At 74.3% G+C, this 25432-nt stretch carries 24 protein-coding genes; 22 read left to right on the forward strand and 2 right to left on the reverse strand.

What is annotated here, in order from left to right; translation table 11 throughout:
- Positions 1-163 precede the first annotated feature (163 nt).
- From WAA21_RS06500 to katG, 14 genes are all read left to right on the forward strand, one after another.
- Complete coding sequence (locus WAA21_RS06500) at positions 164-1522, forward strand: ABC transporter substrate-binding protein (RefSeq protein ID WP_336921963.1); 1359 nt, start codon at positions 164-166, stop codon at positions 1520-1522.
- Entirely contained in the window at positions 1519-2292 is a 774-nt protein-coding gene (locus tag WAA21_RS06505) for an ABC transporter ATP-binding protein (protein ID WP_336921964.1), read from the forward strand. Before WAA21_RS06500 ends, WAA21_RS06505 begins: the two co-directional genes overlap by 4 nt.
- Entirely contained in the window at positions 2289-2999 is a 711-nt protein-coding gene (locus tag WAA21_RS06510; RefSeq protein WP_336921965.1) for an ABC transporter ATP-binding protein, read from the forward strand. Before WAA21_RS06505 ends, WAA21_RS06510 begins: the two co-directional genes overlap by 4 nt.
- Positions 2996-3862 carry a branched-chain amino acid ABC transporter permease gene (locus WAA21_RS06515; RefSeq protein WP_336921966.1) on the forward strand — a complete coding sequence of 289 codons (867 nt, stop codon included), beginning with the start codon at positions 2996-2998 and terminating at the stop codon, positions 3860-3862. Before WAA21_RS06510 ends, WAA21_RS06515 begins: the two co-directional genes overlap by 4 nt.
- The gene (locus tag WAA21_RS06520; RefSeq protein WP_336921967.1) at positions 3859-4923 is read left to right on the forward strand and encodes a branched-chain amino acid ABC transporter permease; all 1065 of its coding nucleotides are present in this window, start codon (positions 3859-3861) and stop codon (positions 4921-4923) included. The genes WAA21_RS06515 and WAA21_RS06520 overlap by 4 nt, the downstream gene beginning before the upstream one ends.
- Positions 4920-6029, forward strand: a complete 1110-nt coding sequence (locus WAA21_RS06525) for a maleylacetate reductase (RefSeq protein ID WP_336921968.1) — start codon at positions 4920-4922, stop codon at positions 6027-6029. Before WAA21_RS06520 ends, WAA21_RS06525 begins: the two co-directional genes overlap by 4 nt.
- The gene (locus tag WAA21_RS06530; RefSeq protein WP_336921969.1) at positions 6026-7003 is read left to right on the forward strand and encodes a dioxygenase family protein; all 978 of its coding nucleotides are present in this window, start codon (positions 6026-6028) and stop codon (positions 7001-7003) included. The genes WAA21_RS06525 and WAA21_RS06530 overlap by 4 nt, the downstream gene beginning before the upstream one ends.
- Positions 7000-8775, forward strand: a complete 1776-nt coding sequence (locus WAA21_RS06535; protein WP_336921970.1) for an FAD-dependent oxidoreductase — start codon at positions 7000-7002, stop codon at positions 8773-8775. The genes WAA21_RS06530 and WAA21_RS06535 overlap by 4 nt, the downstream gene beginning before the upstream one ends.
- Position 8776: 1 nt before the next feature.
- Complete coding sequence (locus WAA21_RS06540; protein WP_336921971.1) at positions 8777-9592, forward strand: CoA transferase subunit A; 816 nt, start codon at positions 8777-8779, stop codon at positions 9590-9592.
- A complete protein-coding gene (locus tag WAA21_RS06545) occupies positions 9589-10374 on the forward strand; it encodes a CoA-transferase subunit beta (protein WP_336921972.1) in 786 nt (261 codons plus the stop codon). Before WAA21_RS06540 ends, WAA21_RS06545 begins: the two co-directional genes overlap by 4 nt.
- Positions 10375-10384: 10 nt before the next feature.
- Positions 10385-11185, forward strand: coding sequence for an IclR family transcriptional regulator domain-containing protein (locus WAA21_RS06550; RefSeq protein ID WP_336921973.1), 801 nt, complete (start codon positions 10385-10387; stop codon positions 11183-11185).
- 61 nt (positions 11186-11246) lie between these two features.
- The gene (locus WAA21_RS06555) at positions 11247-11603 is read left to right on the forward strand and encodes a hypothetical protein (RefSeq protein WP_336921974.1); all 357 of its coding nucleotides are present in this window, start codon (positions 11247-11249) and stop codon (positions 11601-11603) included.
- A 48-nt stretch (positions 11604-11651) separates the two neighbouring features.
- Complete coding sequence (locus WAA21_RS06560) at positions 11652-12077, forward strand: Fur family transcriptional regulator (RefSeq protein WP_336921975.1); 426 nt, start codon at positions 11652-11654, stop codon at positions 12075-12077.
- Between the two features lie 52 nt (positions 12078-12129).
- On the forward strand, positions 12130-14394 hold the full coding sequence (katG, locus tag WAA21_RS06565; protein ID WP_442893241.1) for a catalase/peroxidase HPI: 2265 nt from the start codon (positions 12130-12132) through the stop codon (positions 14392-14394).
- Between the two features lie 91 nt (positions 14395-14485).
- On the opposite strand, the gene WAA21_RS06570 is transcribed toward katG, so the two are convergent.
- On the reverse strand, positions 14486-15454 hold the full coding sequence (locus WAA21_RS06570; protein ID WP_336921976.1) for an NAD(P)-dependent alcohol dehydrogenase: 969 nt from the start codon (positions 15452-15454) through the stop codon (positions 14486-14488).
- A 51-nt stretch (positions 15455-15505) separates the two neighbouring features.
- Between WAA21_RS06570 and WAA21_RS06575 the strand changes: the two genes are divergently transcribed.
- Positions 15506-16177 (forward strand): TetR/AcrR family transcriptional regulator, encoded by a 672-nt coding sequence (locus WAA21_RS06575; protein ID WP_336921977.1) that lies wholly within the window; start codon positions 15506-15508, stop codon positions 16175-16177.
- Positions 16178-16187: 10 nt separating this feature from the next.
- On the opposite strand, the gene WAA21_RS06580 is transcribed toward WAA21_RS06575, so the two are convergent.
- Positions 16188-17411 carry an MFS transporter gene (locus tag WAA21_RS06580; RefSeq protein ID WP_336921978.1) on the reverse strand — a complete coding sequence of 408 codons (1224 nt, stop codon included), beginning with the start codon at positions 17409-17411 and terminating at the stop codon, positions 16188-16190.
- 27 nt (positions 17412-17438) lie between these two features.
- On the opposite strand from WAA21_RS06580, the gene WAA21_RS06585 reads away from it, so the two are divergent.
- The 7 genes from WAA21_RS06585 to WAA21_RS06615 all read left to right on the forward strand — a co-directional run bounded on the left by WAA21_RS06585 (position 17439) and on the right by WAA21_RS06615 (position 25421).
- Positions 17439-18137 (forward strand): FadR/GntR family transcriptional regulator, encoded by a 699-nt coding sequence (locus WAA21_RS06585; RefSeq protein WP_336921979.1) that lies wholly within the window; start codon positions 17439-17441, stop codon positions 18135-18137.
- A gap of 121 nt (positions 18138-18258) precedes the next feature.
- The gene (locus WAA21_RS06590; RefSeq protein ID WP_336921981.1) at positions 18259-19266 is read left to right on the forward strand and encodes a LacI family DNA-binding transcriptional regulator; all 1008 of its coding nucleotides are present in this window, start codon (positions 18259-18261) and stop codon (positions 19264-19266) included.
- A gap of 430 nt (positions 19267-19696) precedes the next feature.
- Positions 19697-21031, forward strand: coding sequence for an extracellular solute-binding protein (locus tag WAA21_RS06595; RefSeq protein WP_336921982.1), 1335 nt, complete (start codon positions 19697-19699; stop codon positions 21029-21031).
- Between the two features lie 73 nt (positions 21032-21104).
- The gene (locus tag WAA21_RS06600; RefSeq protein WP_336921983.1) at positions 21105-22082 is read left to right on the forward strand and encodes a carbohydrate ABC transporter permease; all 978 of its coding nucleotides are present in this window, start codon (positions 21105-21107) and stop codon (positions 22080-22082) included.
- Positions 22079-22969: a carbohydrate ABC transporter permease gene (locus WAA21_RS06605; RefSeq protein ID WP_336921984.1), complete on the forward strand. Its 891-nt coding sequence runs from the start codon at positions 22079-22081 to the stop codon at positions 22967-22969. Before WAA21_RS06600 ends, WAA21_RS06605 begins: the two co-directional genes overlap by 4 nt.
- The gene (locus tag WAA21_RS06610; RefSeq protein ID WP_336921985.1) at positions 22966-24426 is read left to right on the forward strand and encodes a GH1 family beta-glucosidase; all 1461 of its coding nucleotides are present in this window, start codon (positions 22966-22968) and stop codon (positions 24424-24426) included. The genes WAA21_RS06605 and WAA21_RS06610 overlap by 4 nt, the downstream gene beginning before the upstream one ends.
- Positions 24423-25421 carry a Gfo/Idh/MocA family protein gene (locus tag WAA21_RS06615; protein WP_336921986.1) on the forward strand — a complete coding sequence of 333 codons (999 nt, stop codon included), beginning with the start codon at positions 24423-24425 and terminating at the stop codon, positions 25419-25421. The genes WAA21_RS06610 and WAA21_RS06615 overlap by 4 nt, the downstream gene beginning before the upstream one ends.
- Positions 25422-25432: the final 11 nt, after the last annotated feature.

The raw sequence follows: 25432 nt of genomic DNA on the forward strand, positions 1-25432 counted from the left end.
GGACCGGACCGGGCGCCGTCGGACCTCGCCGTGCGGCGTCGGACCTCGCCGGTGCACCGTCAGGACCTGGCGCGCACCTGTTGACATGTGAAGGACTCGCGCGCACCCTGTTCTGCAGCCGCACAGTCGTTCGCTCAGCGAACCGTTGCCAATGGAGGCAACCATGCGTGAGACCCCCAGCAGCTCCCGTCCCGCCCGTCGGTCCGTGCTGCAGGGCACCGCCGCCGCGGCCGCCCTCGGCCTCGCCGGGTGCGCCGACCAGCTCCGCACGGGTGACGGCGCTGCCGCGCCGGCCGCCGGCTCGGCTCCCGCGGTCAGCCCCGGGGCCTCGACGGGTGGCAGCGCCCGCACGATCCGCATCGGCTACGTGACGCCGCAGACCGGGGCGCTGGCGCCCTTCGGCGAGGCCGACAGCTTCGTCGTCGACCAGGTCACGCAGTACTTCGCGGAGAACGGCCTGCAGACCGGCGCCGGGCGCAGCGACGTCGAGATCATCGTCAAGGACACCCAGTCGGACTCGACCAACGCCGCCGACGCCGCCTCCGAGCTCATCCTCGACGACCAGGTCGACCTCGTCCTCGTCGGCTCCACGCCGGACACGACGAACCCGGTCGCCGACCAGTGCGAGGCGAACGGGGTGCCGTGCCTGTCGAGCCTCGCCCCGTGGCAGCCGTGGTTCCTCGGCCGCGGCGGCGACCCGGAGAACCCCTTCCGCTGGACGTACCACTTCTTCTGGGGCCTCGAGGACGTCATCGCCGTCTTCACCGACCTGTGGGGCTCGGTCGAGACCAACAGGACCATCGGCGCGCTGTGGCCGAACGACCCCGACGGCAACGCGTGGGGCGACCCCGAGCTCGGGTTCCCGCCGCCGGCGCAGGAGGCCGGCTACACGATCGTCGACCCCGGCTTCTACGCCAACGGCACGCAGGACTTCACCGCGCAGATCAGCGCTTTCAAGGAGGCGGGCGCCGAGATCCTCATCGGCGTCCCCATCCCGCCGGACTTCACGACGTTCTGGGACCAGGCCGGCCAGCAGGACTTCCGCCCGAGGATGGCGACGGTCGGCAAGGCCCTGCTGTTCCCCAGCTCCATCGCCGCCGTCGGCGAGCGCGGCAACAACCTGTCGACCGAGGTGTGGTGGAGCCCGTCGCACCCCTACACCAGCAGCCTCACCGGGCAGTCCGCCGCCGAGCTCGCCGAGGCGTGGACCGAGGCGACGGGCCAGCCGTGGACGCAGCCCATCGGCTTCGTGCACGCGTTGTTCGAGGTCGCCGCGGCCGCCTTCGCCGAGACCAGCGGCCCCGACGACCGGCAGGGTCTGGTCGACGCGCTCGCCGGCCTGCAGGTCGACACCGTCGTCGGGACCGTGGACTGGACGGCCGGCCCCGTGCCGAACGTGGCGAAGACGAAGCTCGTGGGCGGGCAGTGGCGCACCGGCTCGGGCGAGCCCGAGCTCGTCATCGTCTCCAACGCCCAGGCGCCCGAGATCCCGACCGCCGGCGAGGTGGAGGCCCTGGCGTGAGCACCCCGCTGCTGGAGGCGACCGGTCTCCGGGTGGCCTACGGGCGCCTGCAGGTGCTCGACGGCGTCGACGTGCGCGTGCAGCCCGGCGAGGCCCTCGGGGTCGTCGGCCCCAACGGCGCCGGCAAGTCGACGCTGCTCGACGTCCTCACCGGTGTGGTGCGCCCGCAGTCCGGCACCGTCCGCCTCGACGGCCGCGACGTCACCGCCGTGCCGGCCCACGCCCGCTGCCGTGCCGGCATCGGCCGCAGCTACCAGGTGCCGCGCCCGTTCGGCCAGATGAGCGTGCTGGAGAACCTGCTCGTGGCGGCGACCTTCGGCGGGGGGATGCACCGGCGGGAGGCGCGCGAGACGGCGGTGGACGTGCTGGAGCGCACCCACCTGCTCGACCGTGCCGACACCCCCGCGGGAGCGCTGCCGCTGCTGGACCGCAAGCGCCTGGAGCTCGCCCGTGCCCTCGCCACGAGGCCCCGGCTCGTGCTCCTCGACGAGATCGCGGGCGGGCTCACGGAGCAGGAGACGCCCGAGCTCGTCGCGACCGTCGACGGCCTGCGCCGCAGCGGAGTCGCGATCGTGTGGATCGAGCACGTGGTGCACGCCCTGCTCGCGGTCGCCGACCGGCTGCTCTGCCTCACGTACGGCGAGGTGCTCGCCGAGGGCGACCCGCACGAGGTCATGACGAGCGACGAGGTGCGCCGCGTCTACCTCGGCAGCGCCCCCGACGGCCCGGGCGCCGGGCCCGCCGGCGCAGCGGCGGGACGGGCGTCGTGAGCGCGCTCCTGGAGGTCGAGGACCTCGAGGTCCGCCACGGGGACCTGGTCGCCGTCCGCGGGGTGAGCCTGGCCGTCGCCGAGGGCGAGGTGCTCGCCGTCATCGGCGCGAACGGGGCCGGCAAGTCGACGCTGCTGAGCGCCGTCACCGGCCTGCTCCGCCCGAGCGCCGGCCACGTCCGCTTCGACGGCGGGGACGTCACCCGGGTGCGGGCGCACCGCCGCGTGCGCGCCGGCATCGCCATGGTCCCCGAGGGCCGGCGCCTGTTCGGCAGCCTCACCGTGGAGGAGAACCTCCTCGTCGGCGCGAGCAGCCGGCGGCCGGGACCGTGGGACCTGGCGGCGGTGTACGAGCTGTTCCCGCTCGTCGCGGAGCGACGCGCCCGGCGCGCCGGGCAGATGTCCGGCGGTGAGCAGCAGGCCACCGCCATCGGCCGGGCGCTCATGAGCAACCCGCGCCTGCTCCTGCTCGACGAGGTGTCCCTCGGGCTCGCCCCCGTCGTCGTCGGCCAGCTGTACGCGGCGCTGCCGACCATCACCGCGCGCGGCACGACCGTGCTCGTCGTCGAGCAGGACGTGCGGCAGGCGCTCGCCGTCGCCGACTCCGTCCACTGCCTGCTCGAGGGACGCACCTCGCTGACGGCCCGCAGCGGCGAGGTCTCGATGGCGCAGGTGTCGGCGGCGTACTTCGGGGTGGTGCCGGCATGACGCTGCTCAACGCGGTCGTGCAGGGCCTGCTGCTCGGCGGTCTGTACGCGCTGTTCGCGACCGGCCTGTCGATCGTGTTCGGGGTGATGCGGCTGGTCAACCTCGCCCACGGCGACATCGCCGTCCTCGGGGCCTTCGGCTCCCTCGTGCTCGGCACGGCGCTGGGGGTGCACCCGCTGCTGTCGCTGCTCGTCGTGGTGCCGGTCGCGGCGCTGCTCGGCTACGCCACCCAGCGCCTCGTGCTCGTGCGGACGGTCGGGCCGAGCCCGCTGCCGAGCCTGCTCGTGACGTTCGGGCTCGCGATCGTCCTGCAGAACCTCCTGCTGTCGCTGTTCACCGCCGACCAGCAGCGGCTCGGCCTCGGCGCGCTCACGGCGGCGAGCTTCGGCGTCGGCGGGGTGTCGGTGGGCTACGTCCCGCTCGCGGTCTTCGTGCTCGCCGTCGTGCTCCTGGCCGGGCTGTCGCTGTTCCTCGCCCGCACGCGCACGGGCCGGATCATCCGGGCGACGAGCGACGACCCGCAGGCGGTGCGGCTCATGGGCGTCGACGCGGGGCACGTGTACGGCGTCGCGGCGGCCATCGCGTTCGCGACGGTCGCGCTGGCCGGCGTCGTCAACGGCATCCAGACGAGCTTCAGCCCGCTCAGCGGACCGCTCCTGCTGATCTTCGCCTTCGAGGCCGTCATCATCGGCGGGCTCGGCAACGTGTGGGGCACCCTGCTCGGCGGCGTCGTCCTGGGCGTGGCGCAGACGGTCGGGGCGTGGGTCGACCCCGCCCAGCAGGTCCTCGCCGGGCACCTCGTGTTCCTCCTCGTCCTCGCCCTGCGGCCGCAGGGCCTGCTGCCGAAGGTGGCCGCGGCATGAGCGTCGAGCAGCGGGACCGGCCCGAGCCGGCGGCGGGCGAGGCGACCGCGGCACCGCCCGCGGGGCCTGCGCGGGTGGCGCGGGGCAGCCGCGCGTCGACCGTCGGCACCACGGTGCTCGGCGCGGGCGCGGTCGTCCTCGCCGCGCTCCCGTACCTCACGAGCCCAGCCACGCAGAGCACGCTCACGCTCTTCCTCGTCTACGTCGTGCTCGCGGTGACGTGGAACCTGCTCGCCGGCTACGGCGGCATGGTGTCGGTCGGGCAGCAGGCCTACATCGGCCTCGGCGCGTACGGCCTCGTCGTGCTCAGCGACCTCGCCGGGGTCGACCCGTTCCTCGCGGTGCCGCTGGCCGCGCTGCTCGCCGCGCTGCTCAGCATCCCCGTCAGCCTGCTCGCATTCCGCCTCGTCGGCGGCTACTTCGCGATCGGCACGTGGGTCGTCGCCGAGGTCGTCCGGCTCGTCGTCGTGCAGGTGCCGCAGGTCGGTGCCGGCTCGGGCACGTCGCTGCGCTCGCTCGCGGGCACCGACGCCGGCCTGCGGATCGCCTTCACGTACTGGACGGCGCTGCTCGTCGCGGTCGTCGTGGTGGCCGGCACGGTGTGGCTCGTCGCCTCGCGGACCGGCATCGCGCTGACGGCCGTGCGCGACGACGCGCGCGCCGCCGCGAGCAACGGCGTCGACGTGACCCGGGTCAAGCGGCTCGTCTTCGTCGCCTCCGCCGCGGGGGCCGGTGCAGCCGGGGCGCTGCTCGCGCTGTCGAACCTGCGCGTGCAGCCCGACAGCGTCTTCAGCGTGCAGTGGACTGCGTTCATGGTCTTCATGGTCGTGATCGGCGGGGTCGGCACCCTCGAGGGGCCGCTCCTCGGCGCCGTCGTCTTCTTCGCGCTGCAGCAGGCCCTCGGTGACCTCGGCACGTGGTACCTCGTCGTGCTCGGTGTCGTCGCCGTCGTCGTCGTGCTGTTCGCCCCGCGCGGGCTGTGGGGTCTCGTCGACCCCCACCGCAGGTACGGGTTGTTCCCGGTCTCGTACCGGCTGGTGCACGGGAGGGGGGCCCGGTGAGCGCATCCTTCACGCACACCGCGCTCGGGCAGCGCGTGGTGTTCGGCGTCGGCGCGGCCCGCGCCGACCTCGCCGCCGAGGTCGACCGGCTCGGGGCCACCCGCGTGCTCCTCGTCGCGGGGCAGGCGGAGCTCGACCTCGCCCGCGGGCTCGCGGGGCCGCTGGGGGACCGGGTGGTCGCCACGGCCGACGACGTGCGCCGGCACGTGCCGGTCGAGTGCGCGGAGGCCGCCCGTGCCGCCGCGCGCGAGCACCGTGCCGACCTCGTGCTGAGCGTGGGCGGCGGGTCCACCACCGGCACCGCGAAGGCCGTCGCGCTCACGGAGCGCCTGCCCGTCCTCGCCGTGCCCACGACGTACGCCGGCTCGGAGATGACGAACGTGTGGGGCCTCACCGACGCCGGCCGCAAGACGACGGGCGTGGACGACGCCGTCGCGCCGCGGACCGTCGTCTACGACCCGGAGCTCACCGTCGGGCTGCCGCCGGCGCTGTCCGCGGCGAGCGCGCTCAACGCGATGGCGCACTGCGTCGAGGCGGTCTGGGCGCCCGGTGCCAACCCCGTCACCGACCTCGTCGCCTACGAGGGGGTCGCCGCACTGCGCCGCGGCCTGCCCGGGGTGCTCGCCGACGGCGCCGACCTCGCCGCCCGCTCCGACGTGCTGCTCGGGGCGTGGCTGTCCGGCAGCGCCTTCGCGCAGGCCGGGTCCGGGCTGCACCACAAGACGTGCCACGTGCTCGGCGGGGCCTACGACCTGCCGCACGCCGAGCTGCACGCCGTCGTGCTGCCGCACGTGCTGGCCTTCCAGCTGCCCGCCCTCGGGGCCCGCGCGGAGCGGCTGCGCGCCGCCCTGGACCCCGGCGGGTCCTCGCCCGACGCGGCCGCGGCGCTCGCCGGGCTCGAGGACGACCTCGGCGTCCCGGCCGGGCTCCGGGACATCGGGCTCGCCGAGGCCGACGTCGCCGAGGCCGCCGCGCTCGTCGCGGACGTCGTCGCCGACCGCCGCATCCCCAACCCCCGACCGGTCGCCCGCGCCGACGTGGCCGCGCTCGTGCGCGCCGCGTGGGCCGGGCGGCCGGGAACCCCGCCGACCGGAGGCGCCGGATGACCGTCGACCCCACCGTCGACCCCACCGTCGACCCCACCGTCGACCCCGCCCAGCGGGCCGTCGAGCGCGACGTCACCGACCGGACCGTCGCGAGCTTCGCGACCGCCGGCAGCGCGCGCTACCGCGAGGTCATGACGGGCCTCGTCGAGCACCTGCACGCCTTCGTCCGCGAGACCCGGCTCACCGAGGCCGAGTGGGCGCACGCCATCGAGTTCCTCCGCCGCTGCGGCGACATCACGACCGGCACCCGGCAGGAGTTCATCCTCCTGTCCGACGTGCTCGGCGTGTCCATGCAGACCATCGCGGTCAACAACCCCGTCGGCGCCGAGGTGCCGGGGGACCGGCGTCCGACCGACGCCACCGTCTTCGGTCCCTTCTTCGTCGACGGCGCGCCCGAGGTGCCCGTCGGCGGCGACGTCGCCTTCGGTGCGAAGGGCGTGCCGTGCTGGGTCGAGGGCACCGTCACCGACACCTCCGGCGCGCCCGTCGCGGGCGCCCGCATCGAGGTGTGGGAGGCCGACGAGGACGGGTTCTACGACGTGCAGCGCGAGCCCGCCGCCGACGGCGGGCGCCCGCCCACGCAGGGCCGCGGGCACCTGTTCTCCGCCGTGGACGGCACGTACGGCTTCTGGTCGGTGCTGCCCGCGAGCTACCCCATCCCGCACGACGGCCCGGTGGGCGACCTGCTCGCCGCCGCGAGCCGCTCGCCGTACCGGCCCGCGCACATCCACTTCATGGTGAGCGGCGACGGGCTGCGCACCCTCGTCACGCACGTCTTCGTCGCGGGCGACCCCTACCTCGCCACCGACGCCGTCTTCGGCGTCAAGGACTCCCTCGTCCTCGACTTCGTCGAGCAGCCGGCGGGCGACGCGCCCGCGGGGCGGCGCGTCGAGGGCCCGTGGGTCCGCACCCGCTTCGACATCGTCCTCGCGCCGTCCCCGGGCGCGGCCGCGACCAGTGGAGGTAACGGATGACCATGCTGGAGACCGACGTCCTCGTCATCGGCACCGGGCCCGCCGGCAGCGCGTGCTCCCTCGCCCTCGCCACGTACGGGGTCGAGCACACCGTCATCACGAAGTACCGGTGGACCGCGAACTCCCCCCGCGCGCACATCACGAACCAGCGGACGATGGAGATCCTCCGCGACCTCGGCGTGGAGGACCAGGTGACGCCGCTCGCGGTGCCGCAGCACCTCATGGGCGACACGGTGTTCTGCACGAGCCTCGCCGGCGACGAGCTCGGCCGCGTCCGCACGTGGGGCACGCACCCGCGCCGGCAGGCCGACTACACGCTCGCGAGCCCGTCGAGCATCTGCGACATCCCGCAGAACCTCATGGAGCCGATCCTCGTGCGCAACGCCGCCGAGCGCGGCGCGCACGTGCGCTTCGACACCGAGTACGTGTCGATGGAGGCCGACGACGAGGGCGTGACGGTCCAGGTCCGCGACCGGCTGACGGGCCACGAGTACCCGATCCGTGCGAAGTACGTGATCGGCGCCGACGGCGGGCGCTCGAAGGTCGTACAGGACCTGGGACTCGCCTCCGAGGGGCAGATGGACGTCGCGGGGTCGATGAACATCGTGTTCAAGGCGGACCTGTCGCGCTACGTCGCCGACCGCCCGTCCATCCTCTACTGGGTGCTGCAGCCGGGCAGCGACGTCGGGGGCATCGGCCTCGGCCTCGTGCGGTGCGTGCGCCCGTGGGACGAGTGGCTCGTCGTGTGGGGCTACGACATCACCGCCGAGCCGCCGGTGGTCGACGAGGCGTTCGCCACGAAGGTCGTCCACGACCTCGTCGGCGACGACACCGTCGACGTCGAGCTCGTCGCCACGAGCCTGTGGGGCAACAATAAGTGGTACGCCACCGAGCTGCGGCGCGGTCGCGTGTTCGCGATGGGCGACGCCGTGCACCGGCACCCGCCGAGCAACGGCCTCGGGTCGAACACGTCGATCCAGGACGCGTACAACCTCGCGTGGAAGCTCGCCCACGTGCTGCGCGCCACCGCGGGCCCGGGACTGCTCGACACCTACGAGCCGGAGCGCGCGCCCGTCGCGAAGCAGATCGTGCTGCGCGCCAACAAGTCGATCGAGGAGTTCGGGCCCATCTTCGAGGCGCTCGGCCTCACCGACACGTCCGACCCCGAGGTCATGACGGCCCGGATCGCCGACCGCGCCGACGACAGCCCCGAGGGGCGCGCCAAGCGCGAGGCGCTGCGGAAGGCGCTCGAGCTCAAGGACTACGAGTTCAACGCCCACGGCGTCGAGCTCAACCAGCGCTACGCGAGCGGAGCGGTCGTGCCCGACGGCAGCGCCGAGCCCGCCTACGACCGCGACCCCGAGCTCTACTACCACCCGACGACGTGGCCCGGTGCGCGCCTGCCGCACTGCTGGCTCGGGCACCGCGAGGAGTCCGGCTACCGCCGGGTCTCCACGCACGACGTCGCCGGGCACGGTCGCTTCACGCTCTTCACCGGCATCGGCGGGCAGGCGTGGGCGGACGCGGCGGAGACGCTCACGCGCGAGCTCGGCGTCGAGGTGCACGCCGCCGTGGTGGGGCCCGGGCGGCGCTACACCGACCTGTACGACGACTGGGCGCGCCTGCGCGAGGTCGCCGAGGACGGCTGCGTGCTCGTGCGCCCGGACAACCACGTCGCGTGGCGCGCGGCGCAGCCGGTCGACGACGCAGTCGCGACGCTGCGAGACGTGCTGTGCCGGGTGCTCGACCGGTCCACCGGCTCGGGGGTGTGAGGTGGCGCGCGTCCTCGGCCTCGCCGAGGCCGTGGCCGACCTCGTCCACGACGGGGACACCGTCGCGGTCGAGGGCTTCACGCACCTGATCCCCGTCGCCGCCGGGCACGAGGTCATCCGGCAGGGCCGGCGCGACCTCACGCTCGTGCGGATGACGCCGGACATCGTCTACGACCAGATGATCGGCGCCGGGTGCGCGTCGCGGCTCGTCTTCAGCTGGGGCGGCAACCCGGGCGTCGGGTCGCTGCACCGCTTCCGCGACGCCGTGCAGAACGGCTGGCCACGGCCGCTGGAGATCGAGGAGCACTCCCACGCCGGCATGGCCAACCGCTACGTGGCCGGGGCGAGCGGCCTGCCGTTCGGGGTGCTGCGCGGCTACCGCGGGACCGACCTGCCGGCGCACACGGCGACCATCGCCACCGTCACCTGCCCGTTCACCGGCGAGGAGCTCACCGCGGTGCCGGCGCTCAACCCCGACGTCGCCGTCCTGCACGCGCAGCAGGCCGACCGCGACGGCAACGTGCAGCTGTGGGGGATCACGGGCGTCACCAAGGAGGTCGCCCTCGCCTCGCGCCGGGTGCTGTTCACGGTCGAGGAGGTCGTCGACACCCTCGAGCCGCGTCCCGGTGGTGTGGTCCTGCCGTCGTGGGTGGTCGACGCGGTCGTCGAGGTCCCGGGCGGGTCGGCGCCGTCGTACGCCCACGGGTACACCGAGCGCGACAACGACGCGTACCGCGCGTGGGACGCGGTGAGCCGCGACCGGGACGCGTTCGAGCGGTGGCTGCACGAGACCGTCCTCGACGAGGTGACGTCGTGACCGGCACGGGGCAGCCCTGGTCGACGCGGGAGATGATGACCGTCGCCGCCGCCCGGGCGCTGCGGGACGGCACGACGTGCTTCGTCGGCATCGGCACCCCGTCGACCGCGGCGAACCTCGCCCGGGCGACCCACGCGCCGGACCTCGTCCTCGTCTACGAGTCCGGGACCATCGGCGCGAAGCCGGACCGGCTGCCGCTGTCGATCGGCGACGGCGTGCTCGCCGAGACCGCGACGACGGTCGTGAGCGTGCCGGAGATCTTCAACTACTGGCTGCAGCCCGGCCGGATCGGCGTCGGGTTCCTCGGCGCGGCGCAGCTCGACCGGTACGCCAACATCAACACGACCGTCATCGGCTCCTACGACGACCCGCGCGTCCGGCTGCCCGGCGCCGGCGGCGCCCCCGAGATCGCCGCCTCGTGCGGGGAGGTCGTCGTCGTCGTCGCGCAGTCGCGGCGGACCTTCGTCGAGCGGGTCGACTTCGTCACGTCCGTCGGCTTCGGCGACGGCCCCGGTCACCGGGAGCGGCACGGCCTGCGCGGCCGAGGACCGTCGCAGGTCATCACCGACTTCGGCGTGCTGCGCCCGGACCCCGCCTCGTGCGAGCTCGTCCTCACCGAGCTGCACCCCGGCGCCACGCCCGAGCAGGCGCGCGAGGCGACCGGGTGGGACCTCCGGGTCGCCCCGGACCTCCGCACGACGGAGCCCCCGAGCGCCCGCGAGCTCGAGGTGCTGCGTGCGATCGAGGCGACCGCGGCGCCGCGGGCGGGTGCGGCACCATGAGCGCTCCCGGGTGAGCACGAGCGCCACCCTCGACGCGAGGCAGGTGACCGTGAGCAGCGAGACCTTCGTCCGCTCGCTCGAGCGCGGTCTCGCCGTCATCAAGGCCTTTGACGCCGACCACCCCCGCCTCACCCTGTCCGACGTCGCCCGCCGGACCGGGCTCACCCGCGCGGCCGCCCGCCGCTTCCTGCTCACGCTCGTGGAGCTGGGCTACGTGCACGCCGCGGACGGCGTCTTCTCGCTGCGCCCCCGGGTGCTCGAGCTCGGCTGGGCGTACCTGTCGGGGCTCCCGCTGCTCGACGTCACCCGCCCGCACATGGAGCGGCTGAGCACCGAGGTGCACGAGTCGGTGTCGGTGTCGGTGCTCGACGGCGACGACCTCGTCTACGTCGGGCGCGTGCAGGCGCGCAAGATCATGCGGGTGGCGATCGACGTCGGCACGCGGCTGCCGGCGTACTGCACGTCGATGGGGCGCGTGCTGCTCGCGCACCTGCCCCCCGCGGAGCTCACCGACTACCTGCGGCGGGTGCGCCTCGACGCGCTCACCGAGCACACCGTCACCGACGCCGACCTGCTCGCCGACGCGCTCGCCCAGGTGCGCGCCGACGGCTACGCCGTCGTCGACCAGGAGCTCGAGCTCGGCCTGCGGTCGATGGCCGCCCCGCTGCACGGCCGCGGCGGCGAGGTCGTGGCCGCGCTCAACGTGGCCGCGCCGCTGGAGCGCGGCTCGCTCGACGAGATCCGCGACGAGCTGCTGCCGCCGCTGCTCGCGGCGGCCCGTGCCTGCGAGGCGGACCTGCTCGCGCACTGAGGCCGGTGCACGGTGGCTCGCGACCGCCCGTCGGGCCGGTCCGCTCGGCTACGGTCCGCTCGTGCAGGCGCGCGCGGAGTCGCCGGTCGGTCCCGTGCGGGCGTGGTTGCTGCTCGTCGGGATCGTCGCGTGGCTCGCAGGCCCGGTGCTCATGCTGCTGCAGATCGTCGTGGCCTGGGACGACGCGTGGTTCCTCCGCTCCTGGCTCCTCGGTGTCGCCGGCTTCGGGCTCGTGTCAGCCGTGGGCCTGAGCGTGCTGGTGCGGCGCCGTCGGGTGCGCTGGACCTTCCCCGGCACCCTGGGTGCGGTGTGCCGAGCGGGGGGCATGCCGCCGATGCTGGTCCTCACCGTGGTCCTCCTCCAGCTCGGCGCGCTGTACCTCGTGACGGGTGCGGTGTTCGGCAGCATCCAGCCGTAGCGGCACCTTGTCTTGACTCGTTCCAGAGAACGCACCAAGGTGGGGGACGTGCCGACGACGGGGGAGCTGACGGACGCGCTCCGCGCCGCCGAGCTGCGCGTGACGCAGCCGCGTCTCGCGGTGCTCGACGCCGTGCACGCCCACCCGCACGCCGACACCGAGGCCGTCATCCGGGCCGCGCGCGAGCGGCTCGGCGCCGTCTCCCACCAGGCCGTCTACGACGTCCTGCGGGCGCTCACCGCCGCCGGCCTCGTGCGGCGCATCGAGCCCGCGGGCTCCGTCGCGCGGTACGAGGCGCGCACCGGCGACAACCACCACCACCTCGTGTGCCGCGGCTGCGGCGTCGTCGCCGACGTGGACTGCGCCGTCGGGCACGCCCCGTGCCTGACGGCCTCGGACGACCGGGGCTTCGTCGTCGACGAGGCCGAGGTCGTCTACTGGGGCCGCTGCCCCGCCTGTGCCGCCTCCGCGTGAGGCCCGAGTCCCACCCGAGAACCGACCACCGAACACCGACGAGAGGAACTCCGTGAGCACGTCGCCCTCCGACAGCCCGGTCGACAGCCCGAAGCCGTACGACACCTCGGCCGACCCGCAGGCCGCGCCGACCACGGCGAGCACGAGCGAGAGCGAGAACCCGGCGATCTCCTCGCCGACGGTGCAGGTCACGAACCGGCCCCGCAGCAACCGCGACTGGTGGCCGAACCAGGTCGACCTGTCGGTGCTCAACCGGCCCGCGCGCTCCTCGGACCCCCTCGGCGAGGACTTCGACTACCGGGCGGCCGTCGCGACGCTCGACGTCGACGCCCTCAAGGCGGACCTCCGCGAGCTCATGCGCACCTCGCAGGACTGGTGGCCGGCGGACTGGGGCCACTACGGCCCGCTGTTCATCCGCATGAGCTGGCACGCGGCCGGCACGTACCGGATCGCCGACGGCCGCGGCGGCGGCGGCCAGGGCGCGCAGCGCTTCGCCCCGCTCAACTCCTGGCCCGACAACGCCAACCTCGACAAGGCCCGCCGCCTGCTCCTGCCCATCAAGCAGAAGTACGGCCGCGCGCTGTCGTGGGCGGACCTGCTCGTGCTCGCCGGCAACGTCGCCCACGACGACATGGGCCTGCAGACCTTCGGGTTCGGCTTCGGCCGCGAGGACACGTGGCAGCCGGAGGAGGTGTTCTGGGGTCCGGAGGACACGTGGCTCGGCGACGAGCGCTACGCCGACGCGGACACCCCGCTCGACCTCGAGGAGGGCGACCTCGCCGCGGTCACGATGGGGCTCATCTACGTGAACCCGGAGGGCCCGCAGGGCAGGCCGGACCCCCTCGCGTCCGCGCACGACATCAAGATCACCTTCGCGCGGATGGGCATGAACGCCGAGGAGACCGTCGCGCTCGTCGCGGGCGGGCACACCTTCGGCAAGACCCACGGCGCGGGCAGCCCCGACCTCGTCGGCCCGGAGCCCGAGGGCTGCCCGGTGCACGGTGACGGGCTCGGCTGGGAGAGCCAGTTCGGCACCGGCAAGGGCGCGGACACGATCACGAGCGGCCTCGAGGGCGCGTGGACGCCCACGCCGACCCAGTGGGACAACAGCTACTTCGAGACGCTCTTCGCGTACGAGTGGGAGCTCACCGAGAGCCCCGCCGGCGCGAAGCAGTGGAAGCCGAAGGACCCCGAGGCGCAGGAGCTCGTGCCCGACGCGCACATCGAGGGCAAGAAGAACCCGCCGATGATGGCGACGACCGACGTCGCGCTCGTCGCCGACCCCGAGCTGCGCGCGATCTCCGAGCGCTTCCACAAGGACTTCGACGCCTTCGCCGACGCCTACGCCCGCGCGTGGTTCAAGCTGCTCCACCGCGACATGGGCCCGCGCAGCCGCTACCTCGGTCCCGACGTGCCGAGCGAGGAGCTGCTGTGGCAGGACCCGGTGCCGGCCGTCGACCACGAGCTGCTCGACGCCGAGGGCGTCGCCGAGCTCAAGCGGCAGATCCTCGACTCGGGCCTGACCGTCTCCCAGCTCGTGCACACGGCCTGGTCGGCGGCGGCGTCGTACCGCGGCACCGACAAGCGCGGTGGGGCCAACGGCGCGCGCCTGCGGCTGGAGCCGCAGCGCTCGTGGGCCGTGAACGCCGGCACCGCCGAGGTGGTCGACCGGCTCGACGAGGTGCGACAGGCCTTCGGGCGACCGGTCTCGCTGGCCGACACGATCGTGCTCGGCGGCTGCGCGGCGGTCGAGAAGGCAGCCGCGGACGCGGGTGTCGAGGTGACCGTGCCCTTCACGCCCGGGCGCACCGACGCCAGCCAGGAGCAGACGGACGTCGCGGGCTTCCGCTGGCTCGAGCCCCGCGCCGACGGCTTCCGCAGCTGGGTGCGCGAGGGCACGAAGGTCGAGCCGGAGAAGCTCCTCGTCGACCGGGCGTACATGCTCGAGCTCACGCCCAAGGAGCTGACGGTCCTGCTCGGCGGCCTGCGAGTGCTGGGCGCCAACACCGGCGGCGTGCCGCACGGCGTCTTCACCGACCGGGTCGGGGTGCTGTCGCAGGACTTCTTCCGCAACCTGCTCGACCTCGGCATCCAGTGGCGGACCTCCGTCGACACCGAGGGCGTCTACGAGGGCCTCGACGCCTCCGGCGAGGTCGTGCGCACCGCCACCGCCGCGGACCTCGTGCTCAACTCCAACTCGATCCTGCGCGGCATCGTCGAGGTGTACTCCGCCGACGACGCCCACGAGCGCTTCGTGCGCGACTTCGTGGCCGCGTGGGACAAGGTGATGATGCTCGACCGCTACGACGTGCGCTGAGCCCCACCCCGCCCCGGTGAGCGGGGGGTCCCGCGTGCGGCACGCCCGGCGTGTCGCCGCGGGACCCCCCGCTCACGTGGTCGGTCCCGGATCACAGCGTGACGACGACCTTGCCGCGGGCGCGTCCGGTCCTCACGTGGGCGAGGGCGGCCGCGGCGTCCACGAGGTCGTAGGTGCGGTCGACGACGACCCGCAGCGAGCCCGTCGCCGCCTCGTCGACGAGGGTCTGCACGTCGTCGCGGGTGGTGGTGGCCATGAGGAACCCCATCCGCTGCGAGGACACGGCGGACAGCGCCGCGGCGCGCAGCATGCCGGGCAGCGGGCCGAGCAGGCGCCCGCCGTCGCCGGAGAGCAGGACCAGCCTGCCCCCGGGGGTCAGGGCCCGCCGCACGGCGAGGACCGGCGTGGTCCCCGCCACCTGGAGCACGCGGTCCCAGGGGCCGTCGCCCGGCACCGGCTCGCGGGTGCGGTCGAGCACGTGGTGCGCGCCGAGCCTGCGGACCAGCTCCACGTTCTCCGTGCGGCACGACGCGGTCACGTGCGCGCCCGCGGCGACGGCGAGCTGCACGGCGAAGGTCCCGACCCCGCCGGAGGCGCCGGTCACGAGGACCCGCTCGCCGGGCCGCACCGGGCCGCCGTGGCGCACGGCCTGCAGCGCCGTGGTCCCCGCGAGCGGCAGCGCGGCCGCCTCGACCGGGTCCAGCGTGGTGGGACGGAGCACGACGTCGTCCTCGCTCACCGCGACGAGCTCCGCGAGGGCGCCGCCCTCGGTCCAGGCGACGACGTCGTCGCCTGGACGGACCCGGGTCACGGCCGCGCCGACGGCCTCGACCCGCCCCGCCAGGTCGGACCCGGGGCAGCGGCGGCGGGGCCGGCGCAGGCCCTCACCGGCCCGGACGAACAGCGGCAGCCCCTCGCCCAGGTGCCAGTCCGCGGCGTTCAGCGAGGCGGCCGCGACCCGGACGAGCACCTGGTGCGGGCCGACCTCCGGCTCGGGGACGTCCTCGAGGCGGAGGACCTCCTCGGCCGGGCCGTACCGGTCCTGCACGACTGCCTTCATCACCGTCTCCTTACGTTGTAAATCTTACGGCGTAAGGTAAAGTCCGGGGCCATGGCCGTCAAGCCCCGTCCCGCCCTCGACCGTCCGCGGGTCCTCGCCGCGGCCACGGCCGTGGCGGACGCCGAGGGGCTCGCCGCGCTGTCGATGCGCCGGCTCGGCGCCGAGCTCGGCGTGGAGGCGATGTCGCTGTACCACCACGTGCCGAACAAGGCGGCGCTGCTCGCCGGCATCGCCGACCTGGTCGCGGGGGAGGTGCCCGAGCCCGACCCGGCGCTGGGGTGGCGGGACGCGTTGCAGGAGCGGTACCGCCGGACCCACGACGCCCTGCTGCGCCACCCGTGGTGCGCCGCGCTGTGGGCCGGGCAGTCCGCGGAGGTCGGTCCGGAGCGGCTGCGCCACATGGACGCGGTGCTCGCGACGCTGCGCGGGGCGGGCTTCCCGCCCTCGCTGCTGGAGCTCGCGTTCCACTCGCTGCAGAACCACGTGGTCGGCCACGCCGTCCAGGCGGTGGCCTTCTCCCACCGGTCGGACGCGGCGGACCCGCTGGAGGTGGCCGCCCGCCGCTTCCTCGAGCGCCCCGGGCTCGGGGCCTACCCCGACCTGGTGGCGCACGTGGAGTGGCACGCGGAGCACCCGGACGCCGCGAGCGCCTTCGGCTTCGCCCTCGACCTGCTGCTCGACGGCCTCGAGCGCGCGCTCGCCGGGGCCCGGGGCCGGACGTGAGGCGCCGGTGTCAGACCCCGACGAGGACGGGGGTCCGCTCGGCCACCTGATCCTCCAGGGCGGCGGGACGGCAGGCGACGACGCCGGCCGCCACCAGCACCACGAGGCTCGCCACGAGGACGAGGAGCGACGCGGTCCACGTGCCTGTCGCGGTGTAGAGCAGGCCGATGCCGAGCGGGCCGAGGCACGCGATGCCGTAGCCGACGCCCTGCATGGCGCCGGACAGGACCGTCGAGCCGGCCGTCGTCCGGGTGCGCACGTTGACGAGCGCGAGGCACAGCGGGAACGTGCTGACGCCGACGCCGAGGAGCACGACCCACGCGGCCGCCGCCGTCCCGGGCGACAGCAGGAGGCCGAGGTAGCCGCCGGCCATGCACGCCGCGCACACCGCGACCACGACGAACGGGTTGCGCAGCCGCATCGCGAGCGGCGGCACGACGAAGGCCGCCGGCAGCCCGAACACCGAGAAGAGCGCGAGCAGCGCGCCGCCGGAGGCCGGGTCGGCGCCCGCGTCGACGAGGACCGCCGGCAGCCACGTGATGATGGCGTACACGTTGAGGCCGGTCATGCCCATCATGAGGACCATCGACCACAGCAGCGGCGTGCGCCAGGCGCCGTCCAGCCTCGGCGGCGCGGCGTTGGTCGCCGTCACGGCGGGAGCCGCGGTTGCGCCACCGCGCGCGGCGAGCACGACCCACAGCACGACCGCCACGCCCGTCAGCACCGCCCACATGCCGACCGCCCACCGCCAGCCGACCGCGAGCGCGACGGGCACCGCGAGCAGCGGCGCCACGAACTGCCCGACCTGCAGCAGCGCGATGTACATCGAGCTCACGAGCTTGAGCCGCTCGGCGAAGTACCGCTTGACCAGGGGGATCACGAGCACGTTGGACGCACCGACGCCCGTGAGCGCCAGCACGGTGGAGACCACGAGCACCGTCGTCGTCGGGGACAGGGCGCGGAGCACGATGCCGGCGGTCGTGCAGGCGGTCGCGAGCGCAAGGGCGCGCTCGAGCCCGAGCCGCCGGCCGGCCCCGGCGCCGAGGAGACCGAAGACGGCGAAGCACGCCGTCACGACCGTCCCCAGCACGCCGTACAGCGACGGGCCGAAGCCGAGGTCGTCCCCCACCACGTCCAGGAGAGGCGTGAAGCCGGTGACCGCGGTGCGTAGGTTGAGGGCGGTCAGCACGACGGCGAGCAGGGGCAGGGCGCCGGAGGCAGGTCGGGTGTCCACCCGGCCCACGATAGATCGGATGATGGGATGAATACGAGCGAGGCCCCGCCGGCCCGGGCGACCCCCTCGCCCCGCCCGGGCGAGAAGCTCACCGACGCCGTCACCGCCCGCTTCCACGAGGCGATCGAGTCGGGGGCCTGGCCGGTCGGCGAGCGCATCCCCGTCGAGTCGGAGCTCATGGCCCAGGTGGGCGCCGGGCGGAACACCGTCCGCGAGGCGATCCAGTCGCTCGTGCAGGCGGGCCTGGTCCGGCGCCACCAGGGCAGGGGCACGTACGTGACCGCCCGCTCGGCGCTCGTCATCTCCGTCGCCCGCCGCGCGACCTCGGTCGACCGGCGCGACGGGCTCGAGCTGCGCGCGGCCCTCGACGGGGCGGCCGCCGCCATCGCCGCGCGCCGGCGCGACGACGACGACGTCGCCGCGCTCGAGGCCGCGCTCGTCGAGCGCACGCGGGCCTGGCGCTCGGCGGACCGCGCGGCCCGCGTCAGCGCGGACGTCGCCCTGCACCGGGCCGTCGCGGCCGCGACCCACAACGAGCTGCTGCTCGAGCTGTACGACGGTCTCGTGCCGCTGTACGAGGAGGTGCTGACGGCCGACGTCGACCACGACGAGGACCCCCACTCCGCCGAGCACGAGCGGCTCGTCCGCGCGGTCGTCGAGCAGCGCCCGGACGAGGCCGCGTCGGCCGTCACGTCCATCCTCGAGCCGCTCATCGACGACGCGTAGGGCGTCGGGGGCCGTCGCGCGGGAGGCGGGCGTCCGGCAGTCCCGCTGCGCCTACGCTGTCGTCGCCCCGCCGGACGGGGCGCGGAGGAGGCGGACGGCGATGGTCGGGTCGGGTGGCCGCGTGCCCGCGACGCTGGAGTCCGTCGCGGCGGCCGCGGGGGTCTCCCGCGCCACCGCGAGCCGCGTGCTCACCGGCTCGCCCAGGGTGAGCGAGTCCGCGCGCGAGCGGGTGCTGGCCGCCGCGCGCGAGCTGTCCTACGTCCCTAACGCGGCCGCCCGCAGCCTCGTCACCCGCCGCAGCGACACGGTCGCCTTCGTCGTGTGCGAGCCGGAGGAGAAGTTCTTCTCCGACCCGTTCTTCTCCACCGTCCTCAAGGGCGCACACCACGTCCTGGCGGCGCACAGCCTGCAGATCGTCTTCGTCGTGGTGTCGACCGACGAGGACCGCGACCGGCTCGAGCGCTTCGCGGCCGGCGGCCACGTGGACGCGGCGATGTTCGTGTCGCTGCACGGCAGCGAGGACATGCCCACCCGGCTCGACGCCCTCGGCGTCCCCGTCGTCATGGCCGGCCGCTCGCTGCACCCGGGAGCCGCGAGCCTGCCCGTCGTCGACGTCGACAACGCGCAGGGCGCCGTCGTCGCGACGCGCCGGCTGCTCGAGCGCGGCTGTCGACGGGTCGCGACCATCAGCGGCCCGACCGACATGGCCGGGGCGATCGACCGGCTCGACGGCTGGCGGCGGGCGCTCGCCGAGGCCGGTCGCACGCCGGCCGACGAGGACGTGGCCGAGGGCGACTACACCGTCGAGGGCGGGCACCGGGCGATGCAGCGGCTGCTCGACCTCTCCCCGCCGGTGGACGGGGTGTTCGTGGCCAACGACCTCATGGCGGCGGGGGCGCTGCGGGCCGTCGCCGACCGCGGTCTCGCCGTGCCCGACGACGTCGCCGTCGCGGGCTTCGACGACATCCCGATCGCGCAGGCGACGCAGCCCCCGCTGACGACCGTGCACCAGCCGATCGAGGACCTCGGCCGGACCATGGCGCAGTCGCTCGTGGCGTCGATGGGCGGTGAGCGGGCGCCGCTGCACGTGCGCCTGCACACGCACCTCGTGGTGCGCGCCTCGGCCTGACCCCCGGGGTCGCCGGGCCGGCGGCGCCGTCGCGCGGCGCCTCGCACCGACCGACCTGTCGGCAGGAACGCAGACGTACGCGTCGTCCGTCGACAGGAACGCAGACGCACGCGGTGTGTGTCGACAGGAATGTCGACGTGCGCGGCGTGTGTCGACAGGAATGTCGACGTGCGCGGCGTGTGTCGACAGGAATGTCGACGTACGCGGCGTGTGTCGACAGGAACGTCGACGTACGCGGCGTGTGTCGACAGGAATGCAGACACACGTGACGTGGAAGCGCTCCCATGAGTTCGGCCCGAATCGTTGACACCAGGCCCCAGCCACGTGCAGTCTTCCCGGCACGGGAGCGTGAGAGCGCTCCCACACCTGCGACACAGCAGTGACGCCGGACCCAGGTGGCCTCGAGGACGAGGCGGAAGGACTGACCGACATGATCCGACACCGAGCACACGCAGCGGTCGCCGCGGTCGCGGCCGTGACCGCGCTGGCCCTCGCCGGCTGCGGCGGGGACGACGTCGCCCCGGCCTCCGCCGAGGGGTCGCCCGAGGCCGCCGCCGCCGACGACGCGGGGGGCGGTGAGGAGACGACCCTCACCGTCAGCCTCTTCGGCACCTTCGGCTACGACGAGGCGGGCCTCTTCGACCAGTACGAGGAGGAGAACCCGAACATCACCATCGAGTACGAGACCACGCAGGGCGAGGACACGTACTGGCCCGCGCTGCTCACCAAGCTCAACGCCGGCAGCGGCGCCGCCGACATCCAGGGCATCGAGGTGGCCCGCATCCGCACCGCCACCACCGAGCTCGCCGACCGCTGGGTCGACCTGTCGCAGACCGCGGCCGCCGAGCAGCTCGACGACTACACGCAGGCCAAGCTCGACGCCGCCACGACCGACGACGGCCGCGTCATCGGCCTCGGGACCGACATCGGCCCGACGGGCATCTGCTACCGCACCGACCTCCTGGAGGAGGCGGGCCTGCCGACGGACCCGGCCGAGCTCGCCGACGCCATGGGCTCGTGGGAGGACTACCTCGAGCTGGGCCGGCAGTACCAGGCCTCCGGCGCGAGCGGCGCGTGGACGGACTCCGCGGGCGGCCTCTACAACGCGATCATCTCCACCGAGCAGGAGATCTACTACGACGAGGCGGGCGAGCTCGTCTACGACACCAACCCGGCCGTCCGCGAGGCGTTCGACCTCGCCGCGACCGCGGCCGACGACGACCTCACCGCGAAGCTCGCGCAGTTCGAGGACCCCGAGTGGAACCCCGGCTTCGGCAACGGCGCCTTCGCGACCATCGCCTGCCCCTCCTGGATGATCGGCTACATCAAGGGCCAGGCCGGTGAGGCCGGCAGCGGCAGCTGGGGCGTCACCTCCCTGCCCGGCGGTGCCGCCGGCAACTGGGGCGGGGCCTACCTCGGCGTGCCCGCGAGCTCGGAGAACCAGGAGGAGGCGGTGAGGCTCGCGATGTGGCTGACCGCACCGGAGCAGCAGGAGAAGGTGTTCGCCGTCGGCGGCAACTTCCCCTCGAACACGACCGCCATCGACGCCGTCGCCGGCACGACCGACGAGTACTTCAGCGGCGCGCCCATCGGCGAGATCTTCGGCGAGATCGCGAAGAACGCGCCGGCGCAGATCCTCGGACCCGACGACGGCATCCTCAAGAACGAGATCACCAACGCCCTCCTCACCGTCGAGGTCAACGACGTGAGCCCCGACGACGCCTGGACCTCCGCCCAGCGGGCGGTCGACAACCAGCTCGGCTGACGCCGCGGGTGGACGGGTGCTGCCTGCCGCGCCCGTCCACCCCCGCCGTCCGTCGTCGACCGAGGAGGTCGTCATGGCCCTGCAGACCGCGCCGGGGCGCACCGCGACACCCGCCGTCACCCGGTCCGTCCCGCAGCCCACGTGGCGCGGCCGGCTGTTCCGGTTCGAGACGCGCGCCGCCCCCTACCTGTACGTCTCGCCGTTCTTCCTGCTCTTCTTCGCCTTCGGGCTGTTCCCGCTGGTGTGGACGGCGTGGATCAGCTTCAACGAGTTCACGCTCGGCTCGCCGATGACCTTCGTCGGGCTCGACAACTACCGCTGGCTGTTCAGCAGCCCGGAGTTCTACAACTCGCTGTGGCGGACGATCACGATCGGGATCCTCTCGACGGTCCCGCAGCTGCTGCTCGCGCTCGGCCTCGCGCACCTCCTCAACTACCAGATGGTGGTGCGGAACTTCTTCCGCATCTCCATGCTCATGCCGTACGCGACCTCGGTCGCCGCCTCGACCCTCGTCTTCGCGCAGCTGTTCGGGCGCGACGCGGGGTTCGTCAACTGGGTGCTGTCGTGGTTCGGCGTCGACGCGGTCGACTGGCGCAACGGCGACCTGACGGCCCAGATCGCCATCGCCGTCATCGTCACGTGGCGCTGGACCGGCTACAACGCGCTCATCTACCTCGCCGGCATGCAGTCGATCCCGCGCGACCTCTACGAGGCCGCCGCCATCGACGGCGCGAGCAAGTGGCAGCAGTTCCGTCACGTCACGCTGCCCGGCCTGCGCCCGACGATCCTCTTCACGGTCGTCGTGTCGACGATCGGCGCGACCCAGCTGTTCGGCGAGCCGCTGCTGTTCGGCAACGGCCAGGCCAACGGCGGGGCCATGAACCAGTACCAGACGCTCGGCCTGTTCATGTACCAGCAGGGCTGGGAGTACTTCAACCTCGGCCGCGCCGCGACCGTCGCGTGGGTGACGTTCGTGCTCGTGGTCGCACTCGTCCTGCTCAACACCGGGATCGCCCGCTGGCGCACCCGCGAGGGAAAGGCCGCCCGATGACCGTCACGACCGTCCGCGAGGTGGCCGCGGTGCGCCCGCCCGCGCCCGCCCGCCGCCGGCGCCGCCGCGGCGACGACCACGCGGGCCCGCTGGCCTACGTGCTGCTCGTCGTGACGGCGTTCCTCTTCCTCGCGCCCTTCTACTACATGGTCGTCGCGGCGAGCCGGCCGATGTCGGAGATGAACCAGTTCCCGCCGCCGCTCACCCCGGGCGGCGGGCTGTGGCGCAACGTCGTGAGCGCGTGGGACGCGCAGCCGCTCGGGCTCGCGATCTGGAACTCCGTCGCCGTGTCGTCGGTCATCACCGTCACGACGGTCCTGCTGTGCACGCTGTCCGGCTTCGCCTTCGCCAAGCAGCAGTTCGCCGGAAAGAAGGCGCTGTTCGCGCTGACCGTCGGCACGATGATGATCCCGCCGACCCTCGGCGTCGTCCCGCTCTACCAGGTCATGGCCGCGCTCGACCTCACCGGGAAGCTCACCGCGGTCGTGCTCCCGTCCCTCGTCACCGCCTTCGGAGTCTTCTTCATGCGCCAGTACCTCATCCAGACCCTGCCGGACGAGCTGCTCGAGGCCGCCCGCGTCGACGGGGCCACGTCGCTGCGGACGGTGTGGAGCATCGTCCTGCCGATCGCGCGGCCCGGCATGGCCGTCCTCGCCATGCTCACCTTCATGGCCGCGTGGAACGACTTCTTCTGGCCCGTCATCGCGCTCCTGTCGTCGAACCCGACGGTGCAGGTCGCGCTGAAGAACCTCGGCAGCGGCTACGTGCCCGACCAGGCGATCATCATGGCCGGCACGCTCGTCGGCACGCTGCCCGTCGTCGTCGTGTTCGTCGCGCTCGGCCGCCAGATCGTCAGCGGCATCATGGCCGGGGCGGTGAAGGGGTGACCGCCGTCGAGGCGCGCCCCGCGTCGCTCCCGCAGCAGGCCGACGGCCTCGTCTTCCCGCCCGGCTTCGTGTGGGGCGCGGCCACGGCCGCGTACCAGGTCGAGGGCGCGCACGACGAGGACGGCCGCACCCCGTCGATCTGGGACACGTTCTCGCGCACGCCCGGCAAGGTCGCGGGCGGCGACACCGGCGACGTGGCCGACGACCACTACCACCGCTACCGCGACGACGTGGCGCTCATGCGCCGCCTCGGGCTCGCGTCCTACCGGTTCTCCGTCGCGTGGCCCCGCATCACCCCGCAGGTCACCCCCGACGCGCTCGGGCCGGTCAACGCCGCCGGCGTCGCCTTCTACGACCGGCTCGTCGACGAGCTGCTCGAGGCCGGGATCGCCCCGGCGGCGACGCTGTACCACTGGGACCTGCCGCAGGCGCTGGAGGACGGCGGCGGCTGGACCGACCGCCGCACCGCCGAGCGGTTCGCGGAGTACGCGGCCGTCGTCGCCCGGCACCTCGGGGACCGGCTGCGGACCGTCATCACGCTCAACGAGCCGTGGTGCTCCGCCTACCTCGGCTACGCCAGCGGCGTGCACGCGCCCGGGCGCACCGAACCGGCCGCCGCGCTCGCGGCCGTGCACCACCTCAACCTCGCCCACGGCCTCGCGACCGCGGCCGTGCGCGAGCAGGCCCCGGCCCTGCCCGTCGCGGTCACGCTCAACCTCGCGTGGGTGCGACCGGAGGACCCGGCCGACCCCGCCGACGTCGACGCCGCCCGCCGGGTCGACGGCCTGCAGAACCGGGTGTTCCTCGACCCGGTGCTGCACGGGCGCTACCCGGCCGACGTGCTCGCCGACACCGCCGCCGTCACCGACTGGTCGTTCGTACGCGACGGCGACCTCGCCCTCGTCCACCAGCCGCTGGACGCCCTCGGCCTCAACTACTACTCCCCGACGGTCGTGCGGGCGTGGGACGGCACCGGCGTGCGGGCCGAGGCCGACGGCCACGGGTCCAGCGCGTCGAGCCCGTGGGTCGGCAGCAGCGACCTGGAGTTCCCCGAGCCGGCCGGGCACGTCACCGACATGGGCTGGCCCGTCGACGCCGAGGGCATGCGCCGGCTGCTGCTGCGCCTGCACGAGGAGGCGCCGGGGGTGCCGCTGTACGTCACCGAGAACGGCGCCGCGTACCCCGACGTGGTGGCGCCCGACGGCGGGGTGCACGACACCGACCGCATCCGCTACGTCGACGCGCACCTGCGGGCGGTGCACCGCGCGCTGGCGGACGGGGCGGACGTGCGCGGGTACTACCTGTGGTCGCTGCTCGACAACTTCGAGTGGGGCTACGGGTACTCCAAGCGCTTCGGCATCGTCCACGTCGACTACGACACCCAGGAGCGCACGCTCAAGGACAGCGCGCTCTGGTACGCCGACGTCATCCGCCGGCACGGGCTGGGCGGCGCGTGAGCCCAGCGCCCGTCCGGTGGGGCGTCGTCGGCACCGGGCCGATCGCCGCGAAGGTCCTCGGCGACCTCGCGGCGACCCCCGGAGCCGTGCTGCACGGGGTGTGCTCGCGCAGCCCGGAGCGGGGCGCGGCCTTCGCCCGCGCGCACGGTGCGGACGCCACCTACACCGATCCCGCCGCGCTCGCGGCCGACGTGGACGTCGTCTACGTCGCGACCCCGCACACCGCGCACCTCGGAGCCGCGACGGCGGTGCTGCGCGCCGGGACGCCCGTGCTCGTGGAGAAGCCGCTGACCGCCACCCTCGCGGGCGCGCGCGAGCTCGCGACCACGGCGTGGGAGGCGGGGGTGTTCTGCATGGAGGCCATGTGGACGCGGTTCCTGCCCGTGACCGTCGCGCTGCTCGACGCCGTCGGCGCCGGGGAGGTCGGCGAGCCGCGGGCGCTGCACGCCTCCATAGGAACGGTGGTGCCGGCGGTGCCCGGCAGCCGGCTGCACGACCCGCGGCAGGGCGGCGGTGCGCTGCTCGACGTCGGGGTCTACCCCGTGTGGCTCGCGGTGCTGCTGCTCGGCCGGGCCACGTCGGTCGCCGCGGCGGGGCGGGTGTCCGACGCGGGTGTCGACGTGCTGAGCGGCCTGCTCCTGCAGCACGGTGACGACGCGGTGTCGTTGCTGTCGTCGTCCTTCAGCAGCCGGGCGGCGCAGGACGCCGTGCTCGAGGGGACGGCGGGACGGCTGCGGCTCGACGCGCCGGTGTACGCGCCGTCGGGCCTGACGGTGTCCCTCGACGGCGCGCCGGAGCGCACCGTGCGCCCCGGGTACCGGGGGGCGGGCTACGGGCACATGCTCGAGCACGTGCACGAGTGCCTGCGCGAGGGTCGGAGCGAGAGCCCGCTGCACCCGCTCGACACGACCCTCGCCGTCATGACGGTCCTGCAGGAGGCGCTCGACCAGCTCGGCGTCGCCCAGCCGCGCGAGGTGGCAGCGGCCCAGGCGTGACCCGCGGCCGC

Origin of the sequence: Aquipuribacter sp. SD81, from assembly GCF_037153975.1 — a bacterium.
Lineage (GTDB): Bacteria > Actinomycetota > Actinomycetes > Actinomycetales > JBBAYJ01 > Aquipuribacter.